The following is a 25924-nucleotide window of genomic DNA, read 5'->3' as shown; positions in this document are numbered from 1 at the left end:
ATCAGGCCCTCTTTTTCTTTGGCGCGGCCTCCAGCGATTTCACTTTGGCGGCATAGAGCTTGAAGAGCTTCTCCAGACGTTCGGTGTCATTGCGGAAGGGACGGCCAATATACATGCATTCCAGAAGCTCGTCGTTTTCTCGATGCACGGCGCGCAGGTCGTCTGGCATCTTGTCGGGGTCATAGAGCTCGGCAATCGTGGCGGGGTAGTGGGAATAGCGGCAGCGCAGGATATTGCGGGCCGAGGCCGAGAGCGCCTCCAGCTGATCCGCAGTGAACTTCGGCACCGGGAAAGTGTTCCAACCGAGGGTATTAGAGTAGCGGAAGTCGGATTTCAGTTTGCCGCAGACGGTGGCAATCCAGACAAGATGCAGGCGCGAGGCGATGAGCGGAATACACCATGGTTCTGCACCATAGATTATCATGTTGGCATCAGAACAGACTACGCCTTCGGAGACCCATTCGCATGGCAGGTAAGGTCGATGTTCACTTGTATGCCGAGGAATCAGGATCGACGATTTATCCGCTTGCACACGAATCTGGTCAAACTCGAACGGCCATTCCGCCATGCGACGCGTCGGCTCCTTGGTGCTGGCCAACCGGAACTCCCTGACCTGATCAAAGCGCTTGGCAAGAACAGGAATTTGCTTGGCAGCTTCGTATTCGCTGCGAGACACCCACAGGCAGTAGCGTTCAATGCCTTTCGTGACTTCTTGCGATCCCATGTAGCGCTTGATGAAACGCTCAGCTTCCGGGTCTTCGTTGAGAATTGCGTCCCTTTCGTCAACATTCAGGCTCAGGTGGCCGCCATCAGCAGGCTTATTTCCGTAGTCCATGAATGGAAGTCCGAATTTGCCTTGGCGCACGGCTTCTACATAGAGCGATGGTCCTACAACCAAATATGCATTGATGTTGTCGACAACACTTTCGACGCCATCGTCAAATAGTCGCTTCGGCTCCCTGCCGTTGTTTCGAATGCCAATGATAGAGCAGATTACTGCCGCATTGGCGGAGGCATTGTTCCGCCATTTGAAATCCTTGTGAGCGAACCCGATCTCAAGATCGTTTTCGAGTATATGCGGCCACAGTGCGGCGACCGAATATCCCTGGCAGATTGAGTTAGTAGACACGAGGGCGGCCTTAGCAGCGCGTCCACGGATGTAGCGGGACGCCTTGAAGAACCATGCCGCCACGAAATCGAAGGCGGCGAAGCTCTGGATGTGCTCGGCGAACACATGTGCGAGGTCAGCCTTCTGTTCTTTGCTCTGGTAGGTTGACCCCAAGAACGGCGGGTTGCCGGCAATGAACACCTCCTCGCCTTCACCGGGGGGCGGGCAGACCCCTTCCCAGTCGATGCGCAGCGAGTTCTCGGTGCGGATATGCGCAGCATCCTTCAGGGGCAGCGCGGCAGGACTCCGCCCAAAGACCTCGGCAAAGCTGGCATTCGCCTGATATTCGGCGATGAATAGCGCCAGCTTGGCGGTCTCGGCGGCGAAATCCGCTATCTCGATCCCGTAGAAATGGCTGATGGGGATGGCCGAGAACATCGCCAGCGACCCGGGGCCATTCAGGTCTTCGAGCCGCCGCAGGATGCGCGTCTCGCGCGCCCGTAGCTCGCGATATGACACGACAAGGAAGTTGCCCGATCCGCAGGCGGGATCGAAAACGCGAATGCGCGACATGCGATCCAGCACTTGTTGCAGTCCCTTAGCGCGGTCCCATGCCTTATGAATCTCGGCATCGAGGTCATCGAGGAAGAGCGGTCCGATCACCTTCATGATGTTCGGCACCGAGGTGTAGTGCATCCCCAGTTCCGAGCGCTGCTTGGGGTCCGCGACCGACTGGATCATTGAGCCGAAAATGTCGGGGTTGATCTCGCGCCAGTTCAGACCGCAGGCTTCGCGCAGATAACGGAAGGCCACGGCATCAAAGCGCGGCGCGTCTACGGTGCCCGCAAAGAGCCCGCCGTTGACGTATTCCAGCTCAACGGTCCAGTGAGGCAGCCCTTCGCGCTTGGCCTTGGGCAAATTCATCGCCTGGAAAGCCGCGATGATGGTTTCGCGCGCTTCCTCGCCCTTGTTGCCTGCATGGGTGAACAGCAGGCGCGAGAACTGTGTATCGGGAAAGATGCCTACATCCTCGGCAAACATGCAGAAGATCAGCCGCATCATCAGCTGGTTCATCTCGTGCCGACGCTCGTCGCTGCCCCAGTCCGGATTGGCCTTGGTCAGGGCGTCATAGAGCCGGGCGAGCTTGCCGGTCGCCTTGACGTCGACGGGGTTTTCTTCGACCGCACGGTAGCGTTCCTTACCCGCTGCAGGCAGGAAGAAACCGAAGTTGTCGCCAAGCTCGGCAAAGCGGCAATGAAGCGTATCGCCCGAGGCCGGATGCTCTGCCGCGACCATCTCGCCATCGGTGGCGATCAAGATCGCGGGCTTTGAGGTCTTGGTCTTCTTCGAGCTACGCAGCTGGTCCAGCGTGCCATCGGTCATGCCCGCCAGCGCGGGGGCATAGTGGAACTTCTTGCCGAACAGCACACCGCCTTGAACGTCGGACTTGTTGGTCGACCCGCTCCTCAGCTTGGAGATCGCTGCCTTGGCACCATCTGTGGCGGCGGCAAAGGCGAAGGGGAATTCGGTGGCGCCAAACGGTTTGGCGGCAATCTCCGCCAATGCGTCATAAATTTCAGTAGGGTTCATCAAGAGCCTCGAGATACTTACCCGTAGCTAAGTGACGTCCAACCTTGAATCCACTGAAAATGCTTTAGCAAAAGAATGCAAATCGGTTTGCGCGCATGTTAGTCAGATGCTTCGGGTCGTGTCCCGTGGGGTGGTGTAGGAACCGTCGATCCTCGGCAGGACCGGGTTCGGGTCAGGCAGCCAGGGCTGGCAGGCTGACGATTGGATTATGGCTCACCGAGCCGAGGGTTTCCAGCGTCATGTAGCGTCGGGATACCGCCCACTCATCGTTCTGCTCCAGCATCAGCGCGCCGACGAGACGTACGACGGAGGCATCGTTCGGGAAGATGCCGATGACGTCGGAGCGGCGTTTGATCTCTTTATTCACCCTTTCCAGCGGGTTGGTGGAGGCGATCTGCGCCCAGTGGTCCTTCGGGAACGTCATGTAGGCGAGCACGTCCTCGCGCGAAGCGTCCATCATGTCGGCGAGCTTCGGGAACTTCTCGCGCAGGGCATCGGCAACCTGTTCCCACTGCTGGAGAGCCGCCTCGGCCGTTTCCTGCGCGAAGATGGTCTTGATCATGGCGATGACGGCGGGCCGCTGCTTGGGCGCAGCATGGGCCAGCGCATTGCGCATCCAGTGCACCCGGCATCGCTGTTGGCTGGCGCTGAACACCTTGCTCGCGGCGGCGCGCAGCCCCTTGTGATCATCGGCGATGACAAGCTTCACTCCGCGCAGGCCTCGGTCGGCCAGAGAGCGCAGGAAGGCTTTCCAGAAGGGCTCCGCCTCCGAAGGGCCGGTGGCGACGCCCAGCACTTCGCGGCGGCCATCGGTGTTGACACCAACGGCGATTATCGCCGCCATCGAGACGATCCGTCCGCCCTCACGCACCTTGAGGTAGGTGGCGTCGATCCACAGGTAGGGCCACTCGCCCTCGATCGGCCGCGTGAGGAAGGCGTTCACCCGCTCGTCGATCTCGGCGACCAGGCGGCTGACCTGGCTCTTCGACACACCGCTGGCCCCCATAGCCTTTACCAGATCATCGACCGAGCGCGTCGAGACACCGTGGACGTAAGCCTCCTGGATCACCGCCGCCAGAGCCTTCTCTGCGGTGCGGCGCGGTTCCAGGAAGCTGGGAAAGTAGCTGCCTTTACGCAGCTTCGGAATCGCCAGTTCGATCCGCCCGGCGCGCGTATCCCACCCACGCTCGCGGTAGCCATTGCGGTGGTTGAGCCGCTCCGGGCTGCGCGTGCCGGCGCGAGCACCGGTCTTCGCCTCGATCTCCAAATCCATCATGCGCTCGGCGGCGAAAGCCAGCATCTCACGCACCAAATCACTATCAGCCCCTTGCTCAATCAGCTCAACAAGGGCCATTCTGTCGTCGGTCATCGTCTTCTTCTCCAGGTTCGAGTTCGCATCCGAACCCTACCAGAAGATCGACGGTGGCCACCCTCTCAGGGAAACCTTCCTACACCACCCCGTGGGACACGACCTTGGACAAGCATCGTTTTAACTAGATTTAGGAGACGATGCGGCATATCGCCTTTCTCATGAAAATAGAGCGAAAAACACAGAATTTTCTACTATTTCTAGGCATTCCCCTGTTGATCGCACTCGGCTTTGCGGTTGAAGGCGGAAGTACGCCTGCAATCCTATTTGCGATGCTAGTGGCATCACATGGAGCACTTGCGATTTGTATATGGGCTATCCGGCACGCCCTATTGCGAGGAACTATCTACACTAGAGGTGGTGGGCGCGTTGAACGCCCCCAAAGCCCCGTTGCATTCTGGGCCTCGTTCCTCGTGCTGCTAGTGGCAGCCGCGATGACACTCGCATTTTCTGCCGGAATAGATTGGCTCCTTTGGTCCATTTGGAATGGCAATTGACCACCCATCCAGGCTGCTGGCCGATCGGATCGATAAGCGTAACCGGACAGACGGCTTCCTGGCGCGCTAGATCGGCCCTCGAACGACCAACTTGGGCGCGAAGCCGCCCCCAGCACGATGTCCGCAATGAGCGCGCAGCAGAATTTCGGTACACGCCCCATTGCGGACATCTGGGTGAGCGGCGATGATCTGCCATGCGCTGCTTTTACGTTCTCATTCATGGAAGCCTCAATTGGCACGAGGCGCGAGTTCCGGATGACCCTGTCGGGAATGACCGACCGACGGGTTTTTGGTGCCACCGATATGTCCTTGGAACGGACAAAGCTGGCGCTGAAATCAAAGCAAAGCGCCGAGTCCGCGATAATCTCGAGCGTGAGTTCAGGTGGATTTCAGAGGGACTAGCGACGGTTGATCTTAGGGTAGAAGAGGTTTCGTTCGCTCCGATCATCAAAATGATGAAGCCGGACAACAAGGGACACACATTCTACGTTGATCCGTGACGGCAGATACCCACCCATCTTCACCGCTGACCGCCCAGGTCGGCGCAGGAGACCGGACCGGCAGGTTTCTGGAGCGTCAAATCGGCCCTTGAGCGACCGGCAAGGGCGCAAAGCGGGTCTGTCGCACACACGGCATTGCGGGGCACGGGTAATGGAACAATGCCCAATTCGTCCTTTCCCATCTCACCGGAGCACGAAAATCGCATCAAGTTGCACGAGTTCTGTCGCGCCACTAGCCTGCGATATGCGCTCATCCAATCGGAGAAAAATGTGCTCGTTGCCTCTCGGATTCTTACGTATCTGGCATTAGCTTGTCTGGCTCTGGCATCGCCCGCCTTTGCGAGGCATGATCAACCGGCATCCGCGACATTTTCCGAATGCAAGGACGCGGGTGCAGACTTAACACTGCAGAGAACCGAATGCGCGCGTATCGATGTGCCGCTGGACTATACCAAGCCGGGCCTCGAAACGATTCAGTTGTTCGTCCGCAAGTTTCCCGCCCAGGGAGCCAGCAAGGGCCAGTTGTGGCTAGTCGCCGGCGGCCCGGGAGAATCCGGTGCTTCATTCTACCCGTTTATTGAGACTTTCCGAGCGGCTGCCCCTGGCTTCGATCTGATGATTCCCGATCATCGCGGGACGGGCTTCTCGACAAGACTCTGCCCGGAAGAAGAAAGCCCATCTAGTGATGCGGGCACTGCTCTGGCCGGTGAGGAGTGGGCCAGGTGCTTCGATGCCCTGAATGCGAATGCGAGCCGGACCAGATCGTTCACTATCTCGAATGCCGCTCATGACCTTAAGCTCTTGATGTCTCGATTCGATTCCGGCGATAGCTCGTATCTCTACGGCGTCTCCTACGGCACCCAGCTGGTGCTGCGCATGTTGACCCTTGCGCCTCGAGGCGATCTCGACGGCGTCATTCTCGACTCTTTGGTTCCGCTTGAGAGCAACGATCAACTTGATTTAAGCCACCGGTCGGCCGTTACTGACCGCGTGGGCCGAAAAGTACTGCGTCAGTGCGACCAAGCAGCTGATTGCAAGAGGTATTTCCCCGAGGGGGCCGAGCAAGCGGTCACCGAGCTTTTCCAGCGTGATGATATTAAAGATCTGGCTGGCCCAGATCTGAAATACCGGCTGTCTGCCTTGCTTGATTTTCCAGAAACTCGGGCCATGCTTCCCAATGTGATAGCGGGACTGCAGGCGGATAATCCCGCATGGCTGGACTATGCTATGGGCCGGTTGGCAGGCATCGGTTCCGTTCTCAAATCCTATCCGCAAAGCGGATCATCTATCCCGCTGGTAAACCTGATCAGCCGCTCCGAGAACAATGCCCGGCCGCAACTAACGGCTGAAATGATTAGAAACGAAACAGAGGGATATCTCTTCGCCAGTCCATTGCCATCACTTCTGCTCGCCGGAGGTATTCCGACCTACCAGCCAGATGGAAACTTCGGGGGTATCCCTGAACGTATACCTCCGACGATTGTGCTTCACGGAACGCTCGACCCTAAGACCCCGCTTGACGGAGCGCGAGAGCATGTCACCGCACTGAAAGCGGCAGGGGACATCTCCCTGCTCCAGATCGAACAGGCACCTCATTTCGTCCTCATGACCGCGCCGGAAGAGTTCAAGGAGCTGACGAAGAGTTTTCTTGGCATAGCCGACAGGCGGCGATCTAGCCCTCGAAAGCCATAGCTGAACGGCCGACAAGGGCGCGTGCGCGACCTCGCGCCCCTCGAAAACAATGGCTTGGAAATCGGCGGCATTCGCTTCACAGTAGGCCATGGCTGTGACGCTACTTTCCCTTTCCGATGGCCACTCGTCGTCGCTGGAGTTTGCATCGGAAGACGTCGAGCTTGTGCGGCAAGCCATCTTCGACCTGTTCGGTGAAACCGCCAGCCAGCGGGGTCTCACATACTCCACGATGGAGTTCGGCGGCGAGAAGTTCTTATTCCAAAAGGAGTGGGATGACCCCTGCTTGATCGCTTCGACGGAAACAGGCCGCACCCTGCTTCTACAGATTGAGCGGCGGCTTTCGGCGGCGGCCTCGTAGCCCGTCTACGTCCCGAATGGGCGCGTGACAGAATTTCAGAACATGCCCCGTTGCGAACATAAGTTGGTGTTGCGATAGGAGGGGCATGACCGCCTTCGCTTTTATCGGTGCTGCCTTGGCTGAAATTGCTGGCTGCTTCGCGTTTTGGGCGTGGCTACGCCTGGGAAAGTCACCTCTTTGGATTATCCCGGGCGTCGCGTCTCTTTGCCTATTTGCCTATTTGTTGACTTTGCCATCTGCTGATCAGGCTGGCCGCTCGTATGCGGCATATGGTGGCGTCTATGTTGCTATCGCCGTGCTTTGGCTGTGGCTCGCGGAAGGGGCGAAGCCAGATCGCTGGGACTTACTCGGGGCTGTCGTTTGTTTGGTGGGTACGGCCATCATCTTCTTCGGCCCGCGCGGGGTGAACGGCAACTAGCCACCCATTCGGGCTACTGACCGAGCCGGTCGGCAAGGGAAAGCGGACGGCTCGCCGCCAAGTGCGCCAAATCGCCCCTTGAACGACCTGCTAGAGTGCCTAGCAATCACTCCTCCGCCCGCATTTTGCTCGCCTAGCGTGCGTAACCTGTCGCTGTGAATTCACTTACCGTATAGAACCCAATGGCTCGGCAAGCTCGTGCCATTGAACCATCTCAAGGAGCTTTCCCCTTGCGCGCGATCCATGACCTGTCCGGCCTGATCAAATATGCTGGGCGCGAACCCTGGAAGACACGGCTTGAGGAGTGTCTGGAAGAACATTTCGGGCCGGCGGCCGACGAGCTCGACGTCGATTTCGACGAACTGCTCGACATTGTTGGCCCGCACTGGGAAGGTCCCTTGTGGGGCTGCGCGTTCGAAGACCTGATCGGGCGCGAGTTCGATGGCGAAAATCTCGCCGACGATTACCTGAAGCGGCGTGGCTGGAACGAAAAGGCCTCCGTCAAAGCCTATATCAAGGCCCTGCGTCAGACACCGATGTCACTCTACGAAGTGAGCGACATTGTGCCAGGCAAGTCGATGCGTTTGCGCGACCTGCTTCAGGACGGCGAGCCTGTCACCGTTGAGGAGCGCAGCGCGAGCAGCAGCTTGCACAACTGGGACCGGATTGCCACGCGCCTGATCGTCGGCCGAGGCGGCGCCGTCATTTCTGGAGCCTTGCTGGCATTTAGTCCGGATGGCAGCGAGCAGTTGATCGATGGCTTTACGAAGATCGGCGCCCAGCCCGACCCAGACTTTGATTTCGACGTAACCGACCGCGCGGTACTGCTGCGCCACAGCGCGCCCGTGATCACCTCGACCTGGCTGCTGGACGCTGCCGGCGTGCTGGGCCCCCCGATGCCCGATCTGGTCAACAGCGACGGCGATGACATTCTTTTCCATCGCCTGGTTTTCCCGTTGCCCAAAGGCGTGACACAAAAGCAGATCGCAGCCCGATTCCAGACCCTGCCCACCTTGTCGCCCGCTTCCGCCAAATTCTGGAATTGGCTGGAAGACAAGCGCGTCAAATCCCGGCGACCCAAGCAGCCCGGCGCGCAAATGCTGGCATCGACCATGGACGATGGCTCGACGATCCTTGGAAATGCCGAGCTGGCGGGACGTTTCCTGACGATCGAGGTCAACAGCGCCGAACGCGCGCAGCGTGCCCGGGACCTCTTCATCCCCTTGCTGGGCGATCTGGTGCAGGCACCTTTGACCGAGATCCGAACCGTTGCCCAGATGATGGCTGAACAACGGCAGGTGCGCGACGAAACCGCCGAGCCGGAGATCCCTGCCGCGGAGATGCAGCGCATCGTTCGCGACATGATGGACCGACAATACCGACAGGTCCTCGACGAGCCGGTCCCCGCTCTGGGGGACAAGACGCCGCGGCAGGCTGTCAGGACCAAGGCCGGGCGCGCACAGGTGGTGGAATGGCTGAAGTACCTGGAGAACGGGACCGCCAAATCCGGCAACGAGCAGATGGCCGGCTACAGCTTTGCCTGGATGTGGGAAGAATTGGGCGTAGCCGACCTGCGGAAGTAGATCGGTATGGCCATGTCGCACGAGTTCCAAAGACTCGGCAAAGGCCGGGTCAATCCTGCCCAATGACCTTGCGCGATACGCCTCACTCTTTGCCTCTGGCAGGACATCCCCGTCGGACAAGCTGAAGCCGCGCCCCCAAGCGCGGACATACCGGTTGTCAAAAAACGGGCGCATCGGGCAAGAACCCTGTCAAAGTCTTTTGACAAAACCCCAGATGTTCCCGATTTGTCAGGCCAACTTGGCTGTCAACGGACAAATTTTATCCCTTGACACCAAACCTTGCCCGGAGTGACATAAAGTCTGCCCGCAAGCGGTCTTGGGTTAAATCTTCGCCAGCCATCAGCTAGACGCGAAGCACCCCTCAGCAACATTCAAGTGAACGCGGCCGCAGCAAGCCAAAGCCTGCCCGCGCAGTTTTGTGCAGGTGACTTTTACGCCTCCGCCGCCAAGCGACACGGATCGTCGGGCTCGGGCCGAATGCGGAATGTCGGGTGCGAAACCGCTGGGGCGCATGAGCCGACATTATGCCTACTCTTTTGTTAACGCGCGCCCTTCAGCTATGCGGGATCTGCGAATAAACAGACGACGACGCCTCAACCCCTAATCTGCCCCTAATCTGTGCCATCGGAATTAACGCCAGGCAGTTAGAAGCCAATGCGTTGTCGCCGTATCACTGAATTACTAAGCAATGATTTTTTCGGTCAGAGCTTTTTGCTGTAACGTCAGCTGCGCGAGCGCATCGTCGATTTGCTTGAGTGAAACATCTCGCTGTGCGATTAGGTCATCGCGCTGCTTGAGCATATCGACAGGACCAGCGTCTGACTGAATAGATGACGGGTTTGCACCACCAGCCTTCAGTGCTTCAATCGCACCGTCGAGCTGACCGATCCCAACGTCGAATTGTGCAGCGACTTCGACCCGCTTAGCAGTCAAATTGTCGCGATAGCATTGGTAGATGCCCGCACTTGCGTCGCTGGTTTCCTTTTTCATCGCCTCAGCGAGACTTGATGCCCTAGCTGACAGTGCATCCCCTCGGCCTTCAAGCTTCTCTGCCTCCACCTTGACGTTACGAACTGTAAATTCAGGGATGTCAACGGCGGAGCAAAAGTCGGCCATGGGGCGGCGTAAAACCAGGCCATCGTGTTACACGCCGGGGGGAGTGGCGTGAGGGCGTAGCCCGAGGGCCACTCCCCCCGGCATTGGCTTGCTTTTCAGGGTCTGATTTTGGCCTTGCGGGCCCGGCTGTGAGCGAGGCGATAGCTTTCGCCGTTCATCTCGAGGATGCTGACGTGATGGGTCAGGCGATCGAGGAGCGCGCCTGTGAGACGCTCGGATCCGAAGGTTTCGGTCCATTCGTCGAAGGGCAGGTTGCTGGTGATCAAGGTGGAGCCGCGTTCGTAACGCTGGGAGATCAGCTCGAACAGCAGTTCGGCGCCGGTCTTGGAGAGCGGTACGAAGCCCAGTTCGTCGATGATGAGCAGTTTGTATCCGACCATCTGCTTCTGGAAGCGCAGGAGACGCCGCTCGTCGCGCGCCTCCATCATTTCGCTGACCAGCGCCGCCGCAGTGGTGAAGCCCACCGACAGCCCTTTCTGGCATGCTGCCAGTCCGAGCCCCAACGCTACGTGCGTCTTTCCGGTGCCCGATGGCCCCAGAGCGATGGCGTTCTCACGCCGCTCGATCCACTCGCAGCGCGCCATCTCGAGCACCTGCATCTTGTTGAGCCTGGGGATGACGGTGAAGTCGAAGCTGTCGAGGCTTTTGACGGCGGGGAAGCGCGCGGCCTTGATGCGCCGCTCGACCATACGACGCTCCCTGTCGATCATCTCCATCTCGACAAGGCGGGCGAGGAAGCGGATATGATCGACGCCTTCAGCGGCACATTGCCGGGCGAGCTTGTGGTGCTCTCGCAGGCACGTAGGCAGCTTGAGTGCCTTGAGATTGTGAGCGAGAAGAAGCTCCGGGGTCTGATCGCTCATGCGGCCTCCTGCTGGTCGGAGAGCAGGCTCAGATAGGCTCTGGCAAAGGTCTTCTCGACCGTTGTGCGTGGCAGGAAGGGATAGACGTCCAGGTCCAGCCTGGGCGGTACGCGTTCGACCCGGCACAGGGCGAGGTGCTTGACGGCATCGAAGCCGATGGCGCCAAGATCAATGGCCTGTTCCACCGCCGCCTGGAGATCGGCGAGGGTGAACGTTTCCAACAGGCGCAGCACCTGTACATATTCACGCCTGCCATGCTTGTGCATGCGGCCTTCCATCAACCGCTGCAGTGTCGTGAACGCTTCGGGCAAATCCCAGCCCTGCAAAGGCGCGGCCTGGTCGAATGCGTTGATCTTCTGCTCGATCAGCGGGAGATAGTGGAGCGGGTCGAAGATAACCTCCTCGCGGGCATAACAACGAGGATGACGGGCGATGACTTCGCTGCGGCAGCCGACCACCACCTCATCGACATAGGCCCTGATCCAGACCTCCTGATGGCCCCAGGCCACCGGAACCGAATAATCGTTGGTCCTGTAGCGCACCGAGGATTGCGAGGAGACCCGCCCGCTCGTCTGATCGCAGGCCTCGAAGGGTGTAGCGGGCAGAGGCTGCATGGCTGCCAGATCGCGTTGCAAGCGCTCACCGATCGTCTCGCTCTGTCCGCGCACCTTGTCCTGCTGGCGCTTGCGGCATTGCTCCTCCAGCCATAGGTTGAAGGCCTCCCAGGTCGGGAACTTCGGGATCGGCACCATGAAATTGCGGCGGCAGTAACCAACCAGCCCTTCCACATTGCCTTTCTCGTTCCCCTGCCCGGGCGGGCATAGCGGTCGCGGATCACGTAATGCGACAGGAAAGCGCTGAACAGCGTGGCACGCTTACGCGTGCCGTCTGGCAGGATCTTCGCCACAAGGCAGCGATCGTTGTCATAGACGATCGAGCGCGGCACCGCGCCGAAGAACGCGAAGGCATGAACGTGTCCGTCCACCCAGGCCTCCGCCACCGCCGCCGGATAGGCCCGCACATAGCAGGCATCACTGTGCGGCAGATCGAGTGCGAAGAAGTAGGCCTTCTGCTGCACCCCGCCGATCTCCACCAGCGCTTCCCCGAAATCGGCCTGCGCATCCCCCGCCGGGTGGGCCAGCGGCACGAACATCTCCCGGCTGCGTTGCTCACGCTCGCGGATGTAATCCTTGATGATCGTATAGCCGCCGGTGAAACCATGCTCGGCGCGCAAGCGGTCGAATACCCGCTTCGCCGTATGGCGCTGTTTGCGCGGGACGCAGCGGTCCCCTTCAAGCCATCCATCAATGATCGCCACAAACCCGTCCAGCTTCGGACGCTGCGGGACAGATTGACGCCGGTAACCCGGTGGCGATGAAAACGACAGCATCTTGCGCACCGTGTCGCGCGACACATTGAAACGCTTCGCCGCCGCCCGCTGGCTCATGCCATCCGCGCAAGCCAAACGGACCTGAAGATAAAGTTCCACGCTGTAGATCCCCACACCTCCCTGACTTGGCAGAAAGGCTTCAAGGTGGACGACTTTTACGCCGCCCGCAGCAGGACTATCCCGCCGCTAGCGTGGTCGAATATTGCTCCGCCGTTCTCATACGACGCCTCATGATTAGATCATGCAATACAGCACCAATTTGGTAAAATGTAATTGCGCGATGGCCAACGGCATCTTCCTCTTCAACTCGCCAGACAAATTCTGGAGGACTGTATCGAACTGTTCCTATGAAATTGCACCCAGTGCCAGCATCTTGATGGTCCTCAACTAAAGGGCGAAGTATTCCAAGATCTAGAAGTATTATTTGTTCGAAATCTGGTGTAATGACGATATTTTCCGGCTTAATGTCACGATGGCAAATGTCTATCTCTTCTAAGTATCGGGCCGCTTGTGCCAATTGGTCTGCAATTTGTGGGATTTTATTAAAGGGAATTTTGCCTTGAAGGTCGTCGAGATTGTCGTATGGAAGGTATTCCATAACTAGAAACAGAAAGTCCGTTTTTGGACAACGCCCTCCGTCAAAAATTTGGATCAGGTGTGGATGCTTCCGCCCTACGAGCTTTAACTCAAAGCCGACCCGAATTTCTTGTTGATCCCGTCCATATTTCTCTTCGAGTTCTGGATCGATGATCTTAGAGTATCCGTGATGATCAAGTCTGAGATTGCGCCCAGCATCTATCGGCTTTGAGCAGAGCGTTTGCGGTCACGACGAGCTTTCGCATGACGGCGGTGATGGCGATTTTGGCGGGCTTTCCTGCGGTGACGAGTTGTTGGTACTTTGCCTTGAGGTCAGGGTTGTATCGGGCGGCGACGAGGGCCGGCATATAGAGGGCCTGCCTCACGTTAGCACGTCCGCCGCGGATGAAGCTTTTGCCTTTCCATTGTCCGGATTGCCGCGCAATCGGTGCAAGGCCGGCAAGGGACGCGGCCTGCTTGAGAACGGCGGAGCAATATTCGACCACGCTAGCGGCGGGATAGTCCTGCTGCGGGCGGCGTAAAAGTCGTCCACCTTGAAGCCTTTCTGCCAAGTCAGGGAGGTGTGGGGATCTACAGCGTGGAACTTTATCTTCAGGTCCGTTTGGCTTGCGCGGATGGCATGAGCCAGCGGGCGGCGGCGAAGCGTTTCAATGTGTCGCGCGACACGGTGCGCAAGATGCTGTCGTTTTCATCGCCACCGGGTTACCGGCGTCAATCTGTCCCGCAGCGTCCGAAGCTGGACGGGTTTGTGGCGATCATTGATGGATGGCTTGAAGGGGACCGCTGCGTCCCGCGCAAACAGCGCCATACGGCGAAGCGGGTATTCGACCGCTTGCGCGCCGAGCATGGTTTCACCGGCGGCTATACGATCATCAAGGATTACATCCGCGAGCGTGAGCAACGCAGCCGGGAGATGTTCGTGCCGCTGGCCCACCCGGCGGGGGATGCGCAGGCCGATTTCGGGGAAGCGCTGGTGGAGATCGGCGGGTGCAGCAGAAGGCCTACTTCTTCGCACTCGATCTGCCGCACAGTGATGCCTGCTATGTGCGGCCTATCCGGCGGCGGTGGCGGAGGCCGGTGGACGGACACGTTCATGCCTTCGCGTTCTTCGGCGCGGTGCCGCGCTCGATCGTCTATGACAACGATCGCTGCCTTGTGGCGAAGATCCTGCCAGACGGCACGCGTAAGCGTGCCACGCTGTTCAGCGCTTTCTGTCGCATTACGTGATCCGCGACCGCTATGCCCGCCCGGGCAAGGAACGAGAAAGGCAATGTGGAAGGGCTGGTTGGTTACTGCCGCCGCAATTTCATGGTGCCGATCCCGAAGTTCCCGACCTGGGAGGCCTTCAACCTATGGCTGGAGGAGCAATGCCGCAAGCGCCAGCAGGACAAGGTGCGCGGACAGAGCGAGACGATCGGTGAGCGCTTGCAACGCGATCTGGCAGCCATGCAGCCTCTGCCCGCTACACCCTTCGAGGCCTGCGATCAGACGAGCGGGCGGGTCTCCTCGCAATCCCTGGTGCGCTACAGGACCAACGATTATTCGGTTCCGGTGGCCGGGCCATCAGGAGGTCTGGATCAGGGCCTATGTCGATGAGGTGGTGGTCGGCTGCCGCAGCGAAGTCATCGCCCGTCATCCTCGTTGTTATGCCCGCGAGGAGGTTATCTTCGACCCGCTCCACTATCTCCCGCTGATCGAGCAGAAGATCAACGCATTCGACCGAGCCGCGCCTTTGCAGGGCTGGGATTTGCCCGAAGCGTTCACGACACTGCAGCGGTTGATGGAAGGCCGCATGCACAAGCATGGCAGGCGTGAATATGTACAGGTGCTGCGCCTGTTGGAAACGTTCACCCTCGCCGATCTCCGTGCGGCGGTGGAACAGGCCATTGATCTTGGCGCCATCGGCTTCGATGCCGTCAAGCACCTCGCCCTGTGCCGGGTCGAACGCGTACCGCCCGTGCTGACACGGACGTCTATCCCTTCCTGCCACGCACAACGGTCGAGAAGACCTTTGCCAGAGCCTATCTGAGCCTGCTCTCCGACCAGCAGGAGGCCGCATGAGCGATCAGACCCCGGAGCTTCTTCTCGCTCACAATCTCAAGGCACCTGCTGCCTACGTGCCTGCGAGAGCACCACAAGCTCGCCCGGCAATGTGCCGCTGAAGGCGTCGATCATATCCGCTTCCTCGCCCGCCTTGTCGAGATGGAGATGATCGACAGGGAGCGTCGTATGGTCGAGCGGCGCATCAAGGCCGCGCGCTTCCCGCCGTCAAAAGCCTCGACAGCTTCGACTTCACCGTCATCCCGTGCTCAACAAGATGCAGGTGCTCGAGATGCGCGCTGCGAGTGGATCGAGCGGCGTGAGAACGCCATCGCTCTGGGGCCATCGGGCACCGGAAAGACGCACGTAGCGTTGGGGCTCGGACTGGCAGCATGCCAGAAAGGGCTGTCGGTGGGCTTCACCACTGCGGCGGCGCTGGTCAGCGAAATGATGGAGGCGCGCGACGAGCGGCGTCTCCTGCGCTTCCAGAAGCAGATGGTCGGATACAAACTGCTCATCATCGACGAACTGGGCTTCGTACCGCTCTCCAAGACCGGCGCCGAACTGCTGTTCGAGCTGATCTCCCAGCGTTACGAACGCGGCTCCACCTTGATCACCAGCAACCTGCCCTTCGACGAATGGACCGAAACCTTCGGATCCGAGCGTCTCACAGGCGCGCTCCTCGATCGCCTGACCCATCACGTCAGCATCCTCGAGATGAACGGCGAAAGCTATCGCCTCGCTCACAGCCGGGCCCGCAAGGCCAAAATCAGACCCTGAAAAGCAAGCCAATGCCGGGGGGAGTGGCCCTCGGGCTACGCCCTCACGCCACTCCCCCCGGCGTGTAACACGATGGCCTGGTTTTACGCCGCCCCATGGCCGACTTTTGCTCCGCCGTTGACATGCCGAGCCGCACTGAATATGTCGCGAACCTGAAACCCCTGCTCGACAAGTACGGCAACGAGGCCGATCTCTCCATCATCCTGTTCACCCTGGACGAGAGCACCTATGCGCGCGAACTCGCGCCGCTTGCGGGCCATTACCCGTGCCTCAAGCTGGGCCCGGCCTGGTGGTTCCACGACAGCCCCGAGGGCATGCGCCGGTTCCGCCACATGACCACCGAAACCGCTGGCTTCTACAACACCGTCGGCTTCAACGATGACACCCGCGCCTTCCTCTCGATCCCCGCGCGCCACGACGTTGCCCGCCGTGTAGACTGCGGGTTTCTCGCCGAACTGGTGATGAAGCATCGCCTCGAGGACTGGGAGGCCGCCGAAGTTGCGCAGGACCTTGCCTACAACCTCGTCAAGAAGGCCTACCGACTATGAGCGAGCGGCTTTGCGCATCCGCGCTCAAGACACTGCCCGCCTCCATCGCGGCTCCCGCCTATGATCGCAACGAACAACAGGTCGGCATCGTCCATTTCGGCATCGGTGCCTTCCACCGCGCGCATCAGGCCTGGTACACCGATGCCGCCATGAACGCGGGCGAGCGCGATTGGTCGATCCTCGGTGTCTCGCTGCGCTCGCCGGGCGTTGCCGCGCAGCTCAATCCGCAGGACGGGCTTTACACGCTGGTCGAGTGTTCGGCCCAAGGACGCAGCGCGCGGGTGATCGGTTCGGTGCATGAAGTGCTGGTCGCGGGTGTCGCCAGAGCGCGCCTTGCCATCGCCCTTACCGCCCCGCAGACGCGCATCGTCTCGTTCACCGTCACCGAGAAGGGCTATTGCCGCAAGGCCGACGGCTCGCTCGATTTCGACGCGGCGGCGCGCGGCTTCTACCCGTTCCTGAGCAATGCCCTGCGCGAACGGCAGGCGTCCGGATGCGGCGGGCTCACCCTGCTCTCGTGCGACAACCTTGCCGACAACGGTCGCCAGCTGGCGCGGCTCATGCACGAATGGCTCGCGCGCGAAGCGCCCGATCTCGTCGAATGGTTCGAGGCCGAGTGCACCTGCCCCTCGACTATGGTCGATCGCATCGTGCCCGCCACGACGAGCGCCGACCGCTCCGAGGTGGCACAGCTGCTCGGCTGCCTGGACGAAGGCGCGGTGATGACCGAACCTTTCAGCCAGTGGGTCATCGAGGACCGCTTCGCGCGCGGGCGCCCGGCATGGGAAAAGTTCGGCGCGCAGCTCGTCGCAGACGTCGCGCCGTACGAGACCGCCAAGCTGCGCATGCTCAACGGCGCCCATTCGGCGTTGGCCTACCTCGGGCTCCAGCGCGGGCACACGTACGTGCACGAGGCGATGGGCGATGGCGCAATCCGCCCCCTCATCGAGTGCATCATGCGCGACGAGGCCGCGCCCACCGTCGTGGCGGCGCCAGGGCAGGACCTTGATACCTATGCCGATGCACTGCTCGCACGCTTCGAAAATCCGGCACTCAACCACAAGCTGGCCCAGATCGCGATGGACGGCAGCCAGAAGATCCCGCAGCGCTGGCTTGAAACATTAGAAGCTCAACGCCTTGCAGGTCGTAAATGCCCCGGTCTCCTGACCGCCCTCGCGGCTTGGTTTCTCCATCTGCGCGGAGCCAACGGGCCCGTAGACGATCCCATGGCAGACACTTTGTCGAACCTGGCCCTGAGCAATTCAAACTTGCAACTCGCGACCTTGCTTTTCACAGGCGATGGGTTGCTATCCGGTTTCTGGAATCCTCTGGGAATTGATATCCCGGAGACACCGCTTGACTGTGGTCGGCGAGCAATCAAACATCGACTTCGCACGCGATAGGGCCGGTGCCAATCGCCCCCCCACGCCGCCCGCCATTTGCAGACCCGCGATTATCTTGCCGGCAAGATCGATCCGTTTTTCGACCACAGGGCGTACGCGGGATCTCTCCAGGCGAAACATCCGAGGAAGGCCCCTTCGGGTACAGTGGAGCGAGCAGGGATTGCGTAAACCATGCTAAGCCATTGGTTTCGCAGGATCGGGCCGGCAGGTTGTCAAAAAAGGGGCGCATCGGGCAAGAACCCTGTCAAAGCCTTGTGACAAAACCCCGGATGTTCCCGATTTGTCAGGCCAACTTGGCTGTCAACGGACACACTTTATCCCTTGACACCAAACCTTGCCCGGAGTGACATAAAGTCTACCCGCAAGAGGTCTTGGGTTAGATCTTCGCCAGCCATCAGCTAGACGCGAAGTACCCCTCAGCAACTTTCAAGTGAACGCGTCCGCAGCAAGGCAAAGCCTGTCTGCGCAATTTTGTGCAGCTTACTTTTGCGCCTCCGTCACCAGGTGATACGGAACGTCGGGTTCGGCGCATCGCAGCCGCTGCGTCAGGCGGGAAACGCGCCCAGTCAGCTTTGGTCAGAAGCACCTTCGCCGGAAACGCACCAGGGCCGCTCTGTCGAGCGGCCCATTTTCGTTGCCCCCGGCGCTCCCGGGGAGAGGGGAGCGGAGCGCCGGGGGCGGGCGTGGGGCGCAAGATCAGAGGGAGGGGGGGCAGCAGGAACCGGCGTTAGGATGGCCTCGAAGGTGCGACCCGAAGGGCGGCCTTGCGCTGCGCTGCCGTGCGCCCCCTCTTTACTACGCCGCGGAATCCTCCGATCCCGTCGGCCCGGTCTGGCTCAGCTTGTCGAGGATGTCCTGGCTGGAGGTTACGCCCGCCAGTTCACCGTCTTCGGTGAGCAGCACCGGGTTGTCGGTCTGCGCGGCGATCTGCATGAGCGTGCGCACGTTGGTTTCGGCGGGAACCTGCGCGATGCCTTCGGGGAAGGTGTCCTGCGCCTCGGGATCGGCGATGGTGTTGACCGGCTGCCAGCCCGCATCCGAATGGACCCGTTCGCCTTCCAGGCGGTAGTTGCCACCTTCGTCGAGCAGCAGGCCGCCGTCCACTTCCTCCAGCTCCGCGACCGGGTGCATGACCGTGGCGCCGGTCATCACGTGGAGCGGGTTCATGTGCTCGAGGAAGCTCGCGACATAGGGGGTCGCCGGATTGTTGAGGATCTCCTCGCGGCTGCCGCTCTGGACGATGCGCCCGCCCTCCAGAAGCGTGATCTGGTCGCCCAGCTTGAAGGCTTCATCGAGGTCGTGGCTGACGAACAGGATCGTCTTCTGGACCTCGCGCTGGAGTTCCAAGAGGTCGTCCTGCAGCTTGGCGCGGATCAGCGGGTCGAGCGCGGAGAACGGCTCGTCCATCAGAAGGATATCCGCATCCGTGGCAAAGGCGCGCGCCAGCCCGACGCGCTGCTGCATGCCGCCCGAAAGCTCGCTCGCATAGCTGTCCGCCCAGTCGGAGAGGCCGACAAGTTCCAGCTGTTCCTCGACGCGGGCGGCCATGGCCGCCTTGTCCTCGCCGCGCAGTTCCAGGCCAAAGGCCACGTTTTCGCGCACCGTGCGCCAGGGCAGGAGCGCGAATTGCTGGAAGACCATGGCGACGCGCTTGCGGCGCACTTCGCGCAAGGTGGCGGGATCGCGCGGCGCGATGTCGACCACCTCCTCGCCCTCTCCGCCATGGACGAGGACCTGTCCGCGCGTCACCTCGTTGAGGCCGTTGGCCGCGCGCAGCAGCGTCGACTTGCCCGAGCCCGACAGGCCCATCAGCACCGAGATGTGCCCGCGCTCAACCGTGAGCGAGGCGTCGTGGACGCCCAGGACCACGCCTGTCTCCTCGCTGATCGCGGCGCGTTCCTTGCCCGCCTCGGCCAGTTCCAGCGCGCGGGCGAGCGCAGCCTCGCGCTTGCGCCCCCGGCCGCTTGCAAAGAAGATGTCGACATTGCGAAATTCGATCGCCGTGGCCATCAGCTGTCTCCCTTGGTTTCGCGCCGGGTCACGCGGTCGAGAATGATGGCGAGCAGGACGATGGCGAAGCCCGCCTCGAAGCCCATGCCCACCTGCACGGTGTTGAGCGCGCGTACCACCGGCACGCCCAGGCCGCCTGCGCCCACCAGCGCGGCGATGACGACCATCGAGAGGCTGAGCATGATGCACTGCGTGACGCCTGCCAGGATCGATCCGGCCGCGGCCGGAAGCTCGATCTTGAAGAGGAGCTGGCGCTTGGTTGCACCAAAGCTCTCACCCGCCTCGATCAGCGGGCGCGGGACGGACGCGATGCCCAGCTGAGTGAGGCGGATCGGCGCGGGAAGCGAGAAGATGATCGTCGAGATCAGGCCCGGCACCACGCCCAGCCCGAAGATCACCAGCGTCGGGATCAGGTAGACGAAGGTCGGCAGCGTCTGCATCAGGTCCAGCACCGAACGCAGGTATTCGTAGGCGCGGGGGCGGTGTCCCGCCCAGATGCCGATGGGAACGCCGATCACGGTCGACGTCGCGGCGGCAAAGACCACGAGCGCGAGCGTGTCGACCGTCTCGTCCCAGTAGCCCTGGTTGATGATGAAAAGGAGCGCGAGCGGCACGAAGGCGGTGAAGCCGTAGGACTTGCGCAGGAACCAGGTGAGCACCGTTGCGAGCGCCACGAAAAGGAGCGGCGGCACCGCGTGGAGCACGCCGGTCAGGCCATCGACGCCCGCGCTCACCGCGCCCGAGACGATGTCGAGAAGCCCGCTGTGCGCCTTGATCCAGTCCACCGCGACGGCAATCGAGGCGCCAACCGGGATCTTGTTGGCGGTGAGCCACGAGCCTGTGGGGCCAGCCTGCTTGCTGGCCTTGATGGCGGCTTCGGCAGGCTCGCCCGAGAAAGTGGTGACGCCGTCGAGCCACTGCGCCACGCGGTCCGGGTTCTGTGCGATCCACGCGCGCGCGGCGTCCTGCGGATTGGCGCCGCCTTCGATGCGGCCCATCAGCGCGTTCTCTTCCTCGACCTCGAAGGAGAGGTTTTCAAGGAAGCGGCCAAGGTTGGGGCACTCCTCACGGTAGCCCCGGCGCACGATGGTGCTCACCGTCGCGCCGCCGAAGTTGGGGCCGAAGACATCGTCGCCGCCCGCCAGGTACTTCATGTCGAAGCGCTCGTTCATCGGGTGGGGCTGCCAGCCGAGGAAGACGATGGCGCGCTTTTCCTTCACCGCACGTTCGACCTCGGAGAGCATCCCCTGCTCGCTGCTCTCGACCACCTGGAAGTCGCCGGTGTCGAACGCGTCGCGCCCGATCATGTCGATGACCAGCTGGTTGCCGTCATTGCCCGGCTCGATGCCGTAGATCTTGTGGTCCAGTTCATCGGCGAAGCGCGCGATGTCGGCAAAGCTCTGCAGGCCCTCCTCGTAGAGGTAGTCCGGGACCGCCAGCGTGTAGCGCGCATCGACGAGGTTGGCGCGCACGCGTTCAAGCGTACCAGCCTCGATGTGCCCCTGGATCAGGCTCTTTTGCGCGGGCATCCAGTTGCCAAGGAAAATGTCGACATCGCCGCGCGCCATGCCGTTGAAGGTCACCGGCACCGAAAGCACGCGCGTGGTCGGCCTGTAGCCGATTTCGCGCAGGACCTCGGAGGCCACGCTTGTCGTCGCGGTGACATCTGTCCAGCCGACGTCGGCCAGCCGCACCGCCCGGCACGCCGGGGGATCTGCGGCCGCCGTGGCGGCGCTCGATCCCAGAACGAGGCTGCAGAGGAGGCCCAGGGCCAGGAGAAGTCGCGTTGCCAGACGGCGCATAGGCTTCCTTGAATTCGCGTGATGCCCCGTGCCTATAACGCCATTGAAGGCTTATTCAATGGCAACCTTCCACCTTTTTCAGCCAAGACTTGCAAAGCTACGGCGAGAGGTATAGCTGACGCCAAAATCAATTGAACGGTCATTCAGGACAAGATCATGGCAACAGGTTCGGCGACAACGAAAGCTCCGTCAAGGCACGATGCCCGCGCGCGCCAGCTTATCGAGATGACAATCGATTCGCTCGCCGAAGTGGGCTTCACCGGCACCACGCTCGCCGAGATCGGCAAGCGCGCCGACGTCTCGCCCGGCCTTGTCGCGCATTACTTCAAGGACAAGAACGGCCTGCTCGAAGCCGCGTTCCGTGCCCTTGCCTTCCGCCACGGCGATGCGGTGCGCCTGCGCATGATCGCCGCCGACAGCCCGCGCGCACGCGTCCAGGCGGTGATCGACGCTTCGCTCTCGCGCACCGAGATCGACCTGCGCACCAGCATGGCCTGGCTCGCCTTCTGGGGGCAGGCGCTCCAGCACCCGCGCCTCCACCGCGTGCAGCGCGCCTACCAGAAGCGCATGCTCTCCAACCTGACCCACGCGCTGCGCGCCATGGAAACCCCCGAGGAAGCGCGCAAGACCGCCGCCCTCATCGCCGCCATGATCGACGGCGTGTGGCTGCGCGGCGCGCTCTCGAGCTGGAACGAGGTCGACCCCGAAGCCGCGCGCGAGATGCTCAACTTCGTGGTCGAGGATTCGCTCGCGCGCCACCCGATCGCCGCCGCTTCGGTTCCCGCCACTGTGCGCCCGGTCAACCCCGCGACCGGCGAGACCATCGCCGACCTTCCCGTCGCCACCGCCGAGGACATTGACCGCATGGTCGCCAAGGCGCAGGAAGGCCAGCGCGAATGGGCCGCGCTCAGCGGTACCGAGCGTGGCCGCGTGCTGCGCCGCACCAGCGACATCCTGCGCGAGCGCAACGATGCCCTTGCCGAGATCGAGACCCGCAACACCGGCAAGCCGGTGCAGGAGACCAAGGCGGTCGACATCATCTCGGGCGCGGATTGCCTGGAATACTACGGCGGCATCGCCTCGACCGTGGCGGGCCAGTTCCTGGATCTGGGCGCCGCCGCCTTTGGCTACACCCGCCGCGAGCCGCTGGGCGTATGCGCCGGGATCGGCGCGTGGAACTACCCCATGCAGATCGCCTGCTGGAAGGCCGCGCCCGCACTCGCCTGCGGCAATGCGCTCATCTTCAAGCCCGCCGAGCAGACCCCGATGACGGCGATGGAGCTGGAAGGCATCTTCCGCGAAGCCGGCCTTCCCGAAGGCGTGTTCCAGGTTGCGCAAGGCTATGGCGAAACCGGCCGTTCGCTGATCGCGCACCCGGGCATCGCCAAGGTCTCGCTGACAGGCTCTGTCCCCACCGGCCGTCTCGTCATGGGCGAGGCCGCCAAGGGCCTCAAGCCCACGACGCTGGAACTGGGCGGCAAGAGCCCGCTGATCGTCTTCGAGGACGCCGATCTCGACAACGCGGTGAGCGGCGCGATGATGGCGAACTTCTATTCCACCGGGCAGATCTGCTCGAACGGGACACGCGTCTTCGTCCACCGCTCGGTCCTCAAGGACTTCCTCGCCCGACTGGAAAAGCGCACCAAGGCGCTCAGGATCGGCGATCCGTTCAACCCCGAAACGCACCTGGGCCCGCTTGTCAGCGCGACCCAGCTGGACCTGGTCCTGGGCCACATTGCGGGCGCCAGGCGCGAGGGCGTCAAGCTGCTCATGGGCGGCGAGCGCCTCACCGGCGGCGAGTACGATCGCGGCTTCTACGTCGAGCCGACCGTGTTCCAAGCCGAGGACGACAGCGCCTCGATCGTGCGCGACGAGGTCTTCGGGCCGGTCATGCTGGTCCTGCCCTTCGACACCGAAGAGGAAGTGATCGCGCGCGCCAACGACACCGAATTCGGCCTTGCCGCGGGCGTCTTCACCCGCGACCTGATGCGCGCGCACACCGTGATCGCCGCGCTTCAGGCCGGAAGCTGCTGGATCAACGACTACAACGTCACCCCCATCGAACTGCCGTTCGGAGGCTACAAGAATTCGGGCGTAGGCCGCGAGAACGGCCTCGCCGCGATCGAGCACTACACCCAGCTCAAGAGCGTCTACGTCGCCAAGGGCGATGTCGACGCCCCCTACTGAGCCCCGAACGACCAACGGACAGAGACACCTTCATGAACGCGCAATTCGACTACGTCATCGTGGGCGCCGGCTCGGCCGGCTGCGTGCTGGCCGACCGGCTGAGCGCGGACGGCAAGACCACCGTCCTGGTGCTCGAATTCGGCGGGTCGGACCGCTCGGTGCTGATCCAGATGCCCAGCGCCCTGTCCTACCCGATGAACATGAAGAAGTACGACTGGCGCTATTATTCGGAGCCCGAGGAGCACCTGGGCGGGCGGCGCATGCACACCCCGCGCGGCAAGGTGCTGGGCGGCTCGTCCTCGATCAACGGCATGGTCTACGTGCGCGGCAACCCGATGGACTTCGAGTGCTGGCACAACCTGGGCGCACAAGGGTGGGACTACGCCCACGTCCTTCCCTACTTCCAGCGCGCCGAAACGCGCCAGGAAGGCGGCGATGCCTACCGGGGCGGCAACGGCCCGCTCAACACGAAGTACGGGACGCTCAGGAACCCGCTCTACTCCAAGTTTGCGGAAGCCGCGCAGCAGGCCGGCTACCCCTTCACGGCGGACTACAACGGCGCGCAGCAGGAAGGCTTTGGCCGGATGGACATGACCGTCCACAAGGGCCGCCGCTGGAGCGCGGCCAACGCCTACCTCAAGCCCGCCATGAAGCGCCGCAATCTGACGGTCGAGACCCACGCGCTCGCCGACAAGCTCATCTTCGAGGGCACGCGCGCGGTCGGCGTGCGCTATGTGCAGGGCGGCGAGGTGCGCGAAGTGCGCGCCGCACGCGAGGTCATCGTGGCGAGCGGCCCGATCAATTCGCCCACGCTGCTCCAGCGCTCGGGCATTGGCGCGGCCGAGCAATTGAAGAACCTTGGCATCAAGGTCGTCCAGGACCTGCCCGGCGTGGGTGAGAACCTGCAGGATCACCTGGAATTCTACTTTCAGATGGAATGCACCCAGCCGATCACGCTGTTCTCGGCCATGGGCCCGATTGCCAAAGCGCGCATCGGCGCGCAGTGGCTTGCGCTCAAGGAAGGGCTTGGCGCGACCAACCACTTCGAGAGCTGCGGCTTCATCCGCTCGCGCGCCGGGATCGAGTACCCGGACATCCAGTACCACTTCCTGCCGCTCGCGGTGTCCTACGACGGTTCCTCGATGGCCGACCGCCACGGCTACCAGGCCCACGTTGGCCCGATGCGCTCGAAGAGCCGGGGCACGGTGCGCCTGCGCTCGGCAGGGCCGCTCGACACGCCCGAAATCCGCTTCAACTACATGAGCCAGGCCGAGGACTGGGAAGAGATGCGCGCCTGCGTGCGCCTCACCCGCGAGATCTTCGCGCAGGAAGCCCTTGCCCCCTACACCGGGCGCGAGATGCAGCCGGGCGCCGATGTCGTGACCGACGAACAGATCGACGCCTTCGTGCGTGACAACGTGGAAAGCGCCTACCACCCCTCGTGCACCTGCAAGATGGGCGCGGACGGCGATCCGATGGCGGTGCTGGACCCCGAACTGCGCGTGCGCGGCGTTCAGGGCCTGCGCGTGATCGACAGCTCGGCCATGCCCGCGATCACCACGGGCAACCTCAACGCACCCACGATCATGCTCGCCGAACGCGGCGCGGACCTCGTGATGGGCCGCGAGACGCTGGCCGCCAGCGAGATGCCCTTCGTGCGCAGCGCGAACTGGCAGACCACGCAGCGCTGAAGATCAGGGATATTCTCAAGGGGTCATCGCCCCTTGATCCCAAAATGGACGACCTCGGCTTTGTTGCGCAAATCAACCAAAGGGTAGCAGCTGGCCTTTGAACGCATTGATCACGCGACACGCTGAGTTTGGGGGCTTCCGAGCGCGGTGAAACGGTCGAGGATGGCGGCGCGGAATTGCAGTTCGGCGACCTGGCAATCAAAGTCTCGAGCCATGATGCGTTCGCCCAGCAGCTTGAAGCCCGTGCTGTCGATCAGCAGGTGCAACGGCCCGGAACGGGGCTGGCAGGGATCTCGACAAGCACGATCTTCTGCCTGGATCTACGCACGGAATCCCTCAAACATTTGCGCAACAAAGCCGTTCAACGCACGTATCTAACCGG

General features: G+C 61.8%; 17 protein-coding genes and 4 pseudogenes. 11 read left to right on the top strand and 10 right to left on the bottom strand.

Features of this window, described 5'->3' with window-relative positions:
- Position 1: 1 nt before the first annotated feature.
- Positions 2-2698, bottom strand: a complete 2697-nt coding sequence (locus tag HT578_RS15065; RefSeq protein WP_213500460.1) for a class I SAM-dependent DNA methyltransferase — start codon at positions 2696-2698, stop codon at positions 2-4.
- Between the two features lie 172 nt (positions 2699-2870).
- Complete coding sequence (locus tag HT578_RS15060) at positions 2871-4067, bottom strand: IS256 family transposase (RefSeq protein WP_213500458.1); 1197 nt, start codon at positions 4065-4067, stop codon at positions 2871-2873.
- 623 nt (positions 4068-4690) lie between these two features.
- On the opposite strand from HT578_RS15060, the gene HT578_RS15055 reads away from it, so the two are divergent.
- The 5 genes from HT578_RS15055 to HT578_RS15035 all read left to right on the top strand — a co-directional run bounded on the left by HT578_RS15055 (position 4691) and on the right by HT578_RS15035 (position 9115).
- On the top strand, positions 4691-4966 hold the full coding sequence (locus HT578_RS15055; protein ID WP_213500456.1) for a hypothetical protein: 276 nt from the start codon (positions 4691-4693) through the stop codon (positions 4964-4966).
- A gap of 257 nt (positions 4967-5223) precedes the next feature.
- On the top strand, positions 5224-6756 hold the full coding sequence (locus HT578_RS15050) for an alpha/beta hydrolase (RefSeq protein ID WP_213500454.1): 1533 nt from the start codon (positions 5224-5226) through the stop codon (positions 6754-6756).
- 88 nt (positions 6757-6844) lie between these two features.
- Positions 6845-7114, top strand: coding sequence for a hypothetical protein (locus HT578_RS15045; protein WP_213500452.1), 270 nt, complete (start codon positions 6845-6847; stop codon positions 7112-7114).
- A gap of 85 nt (positions 7115-7199) precedes the next feature.
- Positions 7200-7532: a YnfA family protein gene (locus HT578_RS15040; RefSeq protein ID WP_213500450.1), complete on the top strand. Its 333-nt coding sequence runs from the start codon at positions 7200-7202 to the stop codon at positions 7530-7532.
- Between the two features lie 230 nt (positions 7533-7762).
- Positions 7763-9115: a DUF7986 domain-containing protein gene (locus HT578_RS15035; RefSeq protein WP_239026313.1), complete on the top strand. Its 1353-nt coding sequence runs from the start codon at positions 7763-7765 to the stop codon at positions 9113-9115.
- Between the two features lie 681 nt (positions 9116-9796).
- Here HT578_RS15035 and HT578_RS15030 read toward each other — a convergent pair.
- The 5 genes and pseudogenes from HT578_RS15030 to HT578_RS15010 all read right to left on the bottom strand — a co-directional run bounded on the left by HT578_RS15030 (position 9797) and on the right by HT578_RS15010 (position 13566).
- Positions 9797-10231 (bottom strand): hypothetical protein, encoded by a 435-nt coding sequence (locus HT578_RS15030; protein ID WP_213500446.1) that lies wholly within the window; start codon positions 10229-10231, stop codon positions 9797-9799.
- Positions 10232-10326: 95 nt separating this feature from the next.
- A complete protein-coding gene (gene istB / locus HT578_RS15025; RefSeq protein ID WP_213500153.1) occupies positions 10327-11094 on the bottom strand; it encodes an IS21-like element helper ATPase IstB in 768 nt (255 codons plus the stop codon).
- Positions 11091-12583: pseudogene (istA, locus tag HT578_RS15020) on the bottom strand (IS21 family transposase). The gene istB (HT578_RS15025) and the pseudogene istA (HT578_RS15020) overlap by 4 nt, the downstream one beginning before the upstream one ends.
- Positions 12584-12659: 76 nt before the next feature.
- Positions 12660-13187, bottom strand: a complete 528-nt coding sequence (locus tag HT578_RS15015; protein ID WP_277884203.1) for a protein kinase domain-containing protein — start codon at positions 13185-13187, stop codon at positions 12660-12662.
- A gap of 67 nt (positions 13188-13254) precedes the next feature.
- Positions 13255-13566, bottom strand: coding sequence for a transposase (locus HT578_RS15010; protein ID WP_422394356.1), 312 nt, complete (start codon positions 13564-13566; stop codon positions 13255-13257).
- A gap of 92 nt (positions 13567-13658) precedes the next feature.
- Between HT578_RS15010 and istA (HT578_RS15005) the strand changes: the two are divergent.
- The 4 genes and pseudogenes from istA (HT578_RS15005) (at position 13659) to HT578_RS14990 (ending at position 17852) form a co-directional block, all read left to right on the top strand.
- Positions 13659-15142: pseudogene (istA, locus tag HT578_RS15005) on the top strand (IS21 family transposase).
- A gap of 3 nt (positions 15143-15145) precedes the next feature.
- On the top strand, positions 15146-15901 hold the full coding sequence (istB, locus tag HT578_RS15000; RefSeq protein ID WP_338422184.1) for an IS21-like element helper ATPase IstB: 756 nt from the start codon (positions 15146-15148) through the stop codon (positions 15899-15901).
- Positions 15902-16020: 119 nt separating this feature from the next.
- Positions 16021-16449, top strand: a pseudogene (locus HT578_RS14995) (glucuronate isomerase); the annotation flags it as partial.
- The gene (locus tag HT578_RS14990; protein ID WP_213500444.1) at positions 16446-17852 is read left to right on the top strand and encodes a mannitol dehydrogenase family protein; all 1407 of its coding nucleotides are present in this window, start codon (positions 16446-16448) and stop codon (positions 17850-17852) included. The pseudogene HT578_RS14995 and the gene HT578_RS14990, both read left to right, overlap by 4 nt.
- Before the next feature lie 795 nt (positions 17853-18647).
- Here the strand turns inward: HT578_RS14990 and choV are convergent.
- Positions 18648-19862, bottom strand: coding sequence for a choline ABC transporter ATP-binding protein (choV, locus tag HT578_RS14985; RefSeq protein ID WP_213500442.1), 1215 nt, complete (start codon positions 19860-19862; stop codon positions 18648-18650).
- Complete coding sequence (choW, locus tag HT578_RS14980; RefSeq protein WP_213500440.1) at positions 19862-21664, bottom strand: choline ABC transporter permease subunit; 1803 nt, start codon at positions 21662-21664, stop codon at positions 19862-19864. The genes choV and choW overlap by 1 nt, the downstream gene beginning before the upstream one ends.
- A gap of 156 nt (positions 21665-21820) precedes the next feature.
- Between choW and betB the strand changes: the two genes are divergently transcribed.
- Together betB and betA are read left to right on the top strand one after the other, a co-directional pair.
- Complete coding sequence (gene betB / locus HT578_RS14975) at positions 21821-23851, top strand: betaine-aldehyde dehydrogenase (protein ID WP_213500438.1); 2031 nt, start codon at positions 21821-21823, stop codon at positions 23849-23851.
- Between the two features lie 32 nt (positions 23852-23883).
- Positions 23884-25542 carry a choline dehydrogenase gene (betA, locus tag HT578_RS14970; protein WP_213500436.1) on the top strand — a complete coding sequence of 553 codons (1659 nt, stop codon included), beginning with the start codon at positions 23884-23886 and terminating at the stop codon, positions 25540-25542.
- 110 nt (positions 25543-25652) lie between these two features.
- Here the strand turns inward: betA and HT578_RS14965 are convergent.
- A pseudogene (locus HT578_RS14965) lies at positions 25653-25778 on the bottom strand (IS5/IS1182 family transposase); the annotation flags it as partial.
- Between the last annotated feature and the right edge of the window lie 146 nt (positions 25779-25924).

This window comes from Novosphingobium decolorationis (assembly GCF_018417475.1).
Taxonomy (GTDB): Bacteria; Pseudomonadota; Alphaproteobacteria; order Sphingomonadales; family Sphingomonadaceae; genus Novosphingobium; species Novosphingobium decolorationis.
Note: the sequence above shows the minus strand (reverse complement) of the source record. Positions and strands in the feature narration are given on the sequence as shown.

Bases quoted from the DNA above. Each gene is read 5' to 3' on its own strand.
- HT578_RS15065 (WP_213500460.1), bottom strand. From the start codon at position 2,698: ATGAACCCTACTGAAATTTATGACGCATTGGCGGAGATTGCCGCCAAA.
- HT578_RS15060 (WP_213500458.1), bottom strand. From the start codon at position 4,067: ATGACCGACGACAGAATGGCCCTTGTTGAGCTGATTGAGCAAGGGGCT.
- HT578_RS15055 (WP_213500456.1), top strand. From the start codon at position 4,691: ATGAGCGCGCAGCAGAATTTCGGTACACGCCCCATTGCGGACATCTGG.
- HT578_RS15050 (WP_213500454.1), top strand. From the start codon at position 5,224: ATGCCCAATTCGTCCTTTCCCATCTCACCGGAGCACGAAAATCGCATC.
- HT578_RS15045 (WP_213500452.1), top strand. From the start codon at position 6,845: ATGGCTGTGACGCTACTTTCCCTTTCCGATGGCCACTCGTCGTCGCTG.
- HT578_RS15040 (WP_213500450.1), top strand. From the start codon at position 7,200: ATGACCGCCTTCGCTTTTATCGGTGCTGCCTTGGCTGAAATTGCTGGC.
- HT578_RS15030 (WP_213500446.1), bottom strand. From the start codon at position 10,231: ATGGCCGACTTTTGCTCCGCCGTTGACATCCCTGAATTTACAGTTCGT.
- istB (WP_213500153.1), bottom strand. From the start codon at position 11,094: ATGAGCGATCAGACCCCGGAGCTTCTTCTCGCTCACAATCTCAAGGCA.
- HT578_RS14990 (WP_213500444.1), top strand. From the start codon at position 16,446: ATGAGCGAGCGGCTTTGCGCATCCGCGCTCAAGACACTGCCCGCCTCC.
- choV (WP_213500442.1), bottom strand. From the start codon at position 19,862: ATGGCCACGGCGATCGAATTTCGCAATGTCGACATCTTCTTTGCAAGC.
- choW (WP_213500440.1), bottom strand. From the start codon at position 21,664: ATGCGCCGTCTGGCAACGCGACTTCTCCTGGCCCTGGGCCTCCTCTGC.
- betB (WP_213500438.1), top strand. From the start codon at position 21,821: ATGGCAACAGGTTCGGCGACAACGAAAGCTCCGTCAAGGCACGATGCC.
- betA (WP_213500436.1), top strand. From the start codon at position 23,884: ATGAACGCGCAATTCGACTACGTCATCGTGGGCGCCGGCTCGGCCGGC.